This is a genomic window from Oryzihumus sp. (assembly GCF_036391795.1).
Lineage (GTDB): Bacteria > Actinomycetota > Actinomycetes > Actinomycetales > Dermatophilaceae > Oryzihumus.
The window spans coordinates 1-5,277 of record NZ_DASVZH010000275.1 but is presented as its reverse complement, the minus strand read 5'-3'; the positions used below and the strand labels follow the sequence as shown (position 1 = coordinate 5,277).

Here is a 5,277-nt window from a genome sequence, read left to right as displayed (position 1 = left end):
GCCGTACCCACCGCGCTGGAGCCGGTCGACGCTGCGCCACCGGCACCGGAGGAGCCGGCCGCGATCGGCGCCCCGCAGGTGTCGCAGTAGTCGCCGGCCTCGGAGGTGTGCCCCTGCGGGCAGGTGTAGGGGCTCATGCGTTCCGCCGCCTCGCTCTCGGTTCCGGTGTCACTTCTTCACCCGGGTGGTCTTGGTCGACGAGGTGTCCAGGGCCATCTCGTCCAGCCGGTCGACGCTGCTGCGCAGCCGTACCTTGCCGGTCACGGCGTCGTCGACGTCGACCACCTTGCGCAGGCGGTCGGTGGCCTCGTCGTTGCCGGTCTCGGCGGCGAGCTGGACCGCCCGCCCGAGTCGGGCCGTCGCCGTCGCGTCGTCGCCGGCGGCCTTGGCGGCCAGCCCCTCCTGGATCGCCTGGGCCAGCTCCGCCTGCCCCGTGTAGTGCGCCACCGCCGGGTTGATGCGGGTGGTCAGGGTGTCGTCATCGGTCCACATCGCCTTGACCAGGCCCTGCGCCACGACGTCACCGCCGACGGCGAGCTGCACCCGCGCCGCGAGCTGCTCCTGCCCAAGGCTCCGGGCCGGGAGCCGGACCGCGACGTGGTAGTCCCGGGACTCATCGCCCCACGACCCGGTCGGGTAGGCGCCGGTGAGCGGGTTGACCGCGGTCCGCCGGCCGGTGAGGTCCTCCACCGTGGGTGCCACCTGGCGCACGAAGAGCACCTGCGCCCCCTGCGGTGACCACACCCGCAGCTCGGCCGCGGCCACCCCGCGCCCCATCGACTGGCGCATCAGCGTCTCGAACACCGCCGGCATCTCCCCGGCGCTCGGGATCAGGTCGACGGTGCCCAGCAGCGCGGTGGCGATGCGGCGCAGCTCGGCCACCACCCAGTCGGCGCCGACGCCGCGGCAGTCGCACTGGAACTGCCCCTCGGCCGCGCTGATCGCGACGGAGAGCTGCTCGGGGGTCTCGTGCTGGTTGTTGCCATCAGTGAGCAGGATGGCGTGCTTCTGGGTGACCGGGACCGTGGCGAACACCTGCCGGGCCTTGGTCAGCCAGGTGCCCATCGCGGTGCCGCCGTCGGCGTGGAACGTCGCGATCGCGGCCTTGGCCGCGCGCCGCATCACGTCGTCCATGCGCACCATGCCCACCCCGGACTCGGGCGCGATCGGTCCGGAGGGGAACGCCAGCCGCGCCTCGTGGTTGCCCGCGATCACGGCGAACCACGTCCCGTCGAGCACCTGGTCGAGCGCCGCGGAGGCCGCTGCCTGAGCCGCGCGGATCTTGTCCTCACCCATCGAGCCGGAGGTGTCGACGATGACGATCTCCGCAGCCTCACCGCCACCGGAGCGCCCGGCCTCGCCGGCGCCCTGGCAGGTGACCGTGACGATCGCGTGCACGTCCGTGCCGCCGTCGGGCAGGAACTCGTTCTGGTAGACCTCAGCCGTGAACTCGGCCATGTCGTGAGCCTTCCTCTCGTCCGGGGCGGTGCGGGGACAGGTATGCCGGGTGGCCGGGTCCCCGGCCCGGCCGCGGCCTCGGCGGGTGCCCGGTCACGGTGACCCCACCCGCGCCAGGGCCACGGTGATGTTGTCGTGGCCGCCCTGCGCGTTGGCCCAGGCGACCAGCTCCTCCGCCAGCGCCAGCGGGTCGGCACCGGGGTCGGGCTCGGGGGCGGTGCCGCCCGTCCCGACCGGGGCGAGGGACGGCGACCCGACCGCCGCGCACCGGCGGACCAGCGCCGCCAGGTCCTCGGCCTCGGAGCAGTAGTTCCACAGGCCGTCCGAGCAGACCAGCACCCACCCCGGCCCGTCGAGCTCGCGGCTGACGTGGCGCGGGGCCGGGTCGGGGGCGTCGACCCCCAGCCAGCGGGTGATCGCGTGGGCGTGCGTACCCTCTTCGGCCTCCCGCCGCGGCATGCCCTGGGCGATCTGCTCGGCCGCCCAGGAGTCGTCGACGGTCAGCGCCGTGGCGGCACCGGCGTCGGGCAGCCAGTAGGCCCGGCTGTCGCCCACCCAGCCGACGACGAGCAGCTCAGCATCGAGCACCGCGGCCACCCAGGTGCAGGCCGCCGGGTTATCCCCCCGCGTGGCGGTGGTCGTCTCGACGACTGCCGCGTTGGCGGCGGCCACCGCCGACTCGAGCAGGCCCGCGGTCGCGGCGACGCGTGCCGCCACGGTGCCCGCACCCCGTGGCCGGGAGCCGGCGAGCACCTCGCGGGTGGCCCGGGCGGCGGCCAGGCTGGCCCGGTCGGAGTCGGTCGAGGAGGACACGCCGTCACAGACCACCAGCAGCGCCCGCGAGGCGGGAGCCGCGTCGGCCGCCAGGGCCATCGCGTCCTCGTTGCGGGGGTGACGGATGCCGCGGTCGCACACGCCCGCCACCCATGGCGCCGGCTGCTCCTGGAAGTGGTCGCGCGGCTTGACCGCCGGCATGCCGCAGGTCTGGCAGTAGCCGTCCTCGGCGACGACCCCGCCGCAGGCCGCGCACGGTGCTGCGGGCGGCACCACCCGCACCGAGTCCAGGGGGCTGGCCGTGTCCGCCGCCTCCGGGACGGGCGCGGCCGGCATACCGGGGTTGACCTCGTGCCCGCACGCCTCACAGAACCGCGCGCCCGGGGCGGTGTCGCTGTGGCAGGCGGGGCAGGTCACCACGTGGTCCACGGCCGGGTGCGGTTGGCGGAGTCGACCAGGCGCACGCGTTCCGCGCGGGACTCGGTCACGCCGGCGAGGTGCCGGTAGGCCGCCTCGAGACCCGCCCGTAGCGTCCGCTCCCGGGCCGGGACGCCGGCGATGAGCACCTCCGGGCGCTCGCCGTGGTCCATGACCTCCTTCAGGGCCAGGCCGAGCACGGTCGCCGTGAGGCCGAAGCGGTCGGCGGGGTCGACGCTGACCGCCTCGATGCTGCCCATCGCCTCGGCCAGGGCTGCCAGCCCGCGCCCGGAGCCGGCCAGCAGCCCGGCGCGCAGGCGCCGCGCCTGCGGGAACGCCCGGCTGGTCGGCGGCACCAGGTCCAGCGCCGCGATGGCGCCGTCGAGGTCGTGCCGGGCGGTGTGGATGCGGGCCAGGCCGAACGCCGCCGGGGCGGTGTAGTTGGCGTCGGTGCGGGCGCAGGTGGTGTAGAGGGACTCGGCCACGTCGGCCTCCCCGCTGAGCTCGCAGGCCAGGGCGAGAGCCAGCTTCGGCGCCAGCTCGCCGGGGACCTGCCCGTAGACCGCGTTGAACGAGCTGCGGGCGGTCGCCGGGTCCTCCTGGGCGAGGGCAGCCAGGCCGGAGAGCCAGACCGCCCGCCACTCCCACGGGTCCTCGGTCAACAGGGAGGTGACCGCGCGGTCGACCAGGTCGAAGCGGGACGCCTGCAGCGCGGTCCGCGCGGTCGCGAGCAGCACCTCGGCCGAGGACTCCGGTGCCCGCGCCAGGACGGCCAGCCGGGCCTCCGGCTCGACCACGCTCACGGTGCGCAGCCACCCGGCCATCGGGTCGCCCTCGTCGACCCGCAGCGCGGGCAGCTGTTGCCAGTCCAGGGTCTCGCCGGCCGCGGACGGCACGTCGAACAGCAGCGAGGACGCGGAGTGGGTGGCGGCGCCGGTGCCGGCGCGTTCGGCCACGACCTCCCGGAGCACGCCGAGCAGCTGGACCCGCAGCTCGTCGGCGGTGGCGAACCGGTCAGCCGGCTCGGGGGCGCAGGCCTTGACCAGCAACCGGTACAGCGAGTCGTGCTGCTGGAACAACGGCGTCTCCTCCACCGGCGGGAAGGAGGCGACGTAGGTGGACTGGTAGCCGCGCAGCTCCATCGCCAGCACCGCCAGGGTCCGCCCGACGGTGAAGATGTCGGAAGCGACGGAGGCGCCCACCGTGGGCACCTCGGGCGCCTGGTAGCCGACCGTGCCGTAGATCGGGGAGTCGAGGTCGTCGGCTCGGCGCACGCCCCCGAGGTCGATCAGCTTGACCGCGTCGCCGACCTGGATGATGTTGTCCGGCTTGAAGTCGCAGAACAGCAGGCCGAGGTCGTGCAGGTACTGGAACGCCGGCAGGATCTCGACCAGGTAGGCGATGGCCTGGTCGACCGGGATCGGGTCGTAGCGCCCGCCGGCCGCCCGCATCCGGGCCTTGAGCAGCGCCTTGAGCGAGGTGCCCCCGACGTACTCCATGACGATGTAGCCCGCGTCCCGGTGCGTGACGAAGTTGTAGATCTCGACGATCAGCGGGTGCTCGACCTGGGCCAGGAACTGCCGCTCGGCGATCGCCGCGGCCAGCGCGTCCGGGTCGCCTGAGTTGAGCAGGCCCTTGAGCACCACCCAGCGGTCCGAGACGTTCTTGTCGCGGGCGGCGTAGATCCAGCCCAGCCCGCCGTGGGCCAGCGCCCCGACCACTTCGTACTGCCCGCCGACGAGCTCGCCGGGCTGCAGCTTGGGGGTGAAGGAGTAGGGCGCCCGGCACTGCGGGCAGAAGCCCTCGGTCCGGCCGGGGTGCCCGTCCCGCGACCGCCCTACGGCCGCACCGCAGTTGGGGCAGTTGCGTCGGTCCTCGGGCACCTGCGGGTCGACCATGATCGCGGCGGCGGCGTCGACCGCCGGCACGGGCGGCACCGTGGTCAGCCCCGCCCCGAGCCGGGCCCCGCGCAGGCGGGTGGAGGAGGTGCCGAGGCGGCGGGTGACGTGGGTGCCGACGTTGGCGCGGGCGGAGCCCAGCGGCGAGGAGGGCAGCCGGTTGGACGCGCGCGAGACCGCGGACGGTGAGGGGGCGAGGCCGGCCGGCTGGGTGGCCGCGGACGTCGTGGAGACCACGGGTGCCGCCCCGGCGACGGCCGACGCGCTGACCACGCCGGCCGCGGCGGGGGAGCCGCACACGTCGCAGTAGCCGTCCAGGACGTGGCCGGTGCAGCCGGGCTGCGAGCAGGGGATCGTGGTCACGGTGTCCCTCCGTGGTCGGCGCGGCTGGCCAGGTAGGCCTGGTAGGCGGCGACGAGCGCCCGGGCCCGCTCGAGGTCGGCGGGCCGGCTGCCCAGCTCGTCCACGGCCCGTCGCCGCAGCTCGGCCAGGTCGCCGGCCGCCTCGGGTGCGAGGCAGGAGCCGGCGGCCTTGGCGCCGTAGGCCTCCAGCCGTCCGAGCAGCTCGTCGCGCTCGTCGAGCGCCGACTGGTATGCCGTGTGGGCCTGGGTGAGGGCGCGGCTCACCGCGTCCAGCCGGACCAGGTAGGCATCCACCGCCGCCGCGTCCTCCGGCACGGGCCCGAGGGCCGCGACGTCGGGCACGGCCAGGCGCGGGGCCGGACGCAGCT

The 5,277-nt window shown here is 75.4% G+C and carries 3 protein-coding genes and 1 pseudogene; all 4 read right to left on the bottom strand.

All coding sequences use genetic code 11. The features are described from left to right. Nucleotides 1-168: 168 nt before the first annotated feature. Nucleotides 169-1,458, bottom strand: a complete 1,290-nt coding sequence (locus VF825_RS16965) for a VWA domain-containing protein (protein ID WP_331115524.1) — start codon at nt 1,456-1,458, stop codon at nt 169-171. Between the two features lie 93 nt (nt 1,459-1,551). Further along, complete coding sequence (locus VF825_RS16960; RefSeq protein WP_331115522.1) at nt 1,552-2,649, bottom strand: PP2C family serine/threonine-protein phosphatase; 1,098 nt, start codon at nt 2,647-2,649, stop codon at nt 1,552-1,554. Further along, on the bottom strand, nt 2,646-4,910 hold the full coding sequence (locus VF825_RS16955) for a serine/threonine-protein kinase (RefSeq protein WP_331115520.1): 2,265 nt from the start codon (nt 4,908-4,910) through the stop codon (nt 2,646-2,648). The genes VF825_RS16960 and VF825_RS16955 overlap by 4 nt, the downstream gene beginning before the upstream one ends. Beyond that, nucleotides 4,907-5,277: pseudogene (locus VF825_RS16950) on the bottom strand (hypothetical protein); the annotation flags it as partial. The pseudogene VF825_RS16950 and the gene VF825_RS16955, both read right to left, overlap by 4 nt.

Excerpts from the sequence above, each read along its gene's own strand:
- VF825_RS16965 (WP_331115524.1), bottom strand. The coding sequence starts at position 1,458 with ATGGCCGAGTTCACGGCTGAGGTCTACCAGAACGAGTTCCTGCCCGAC.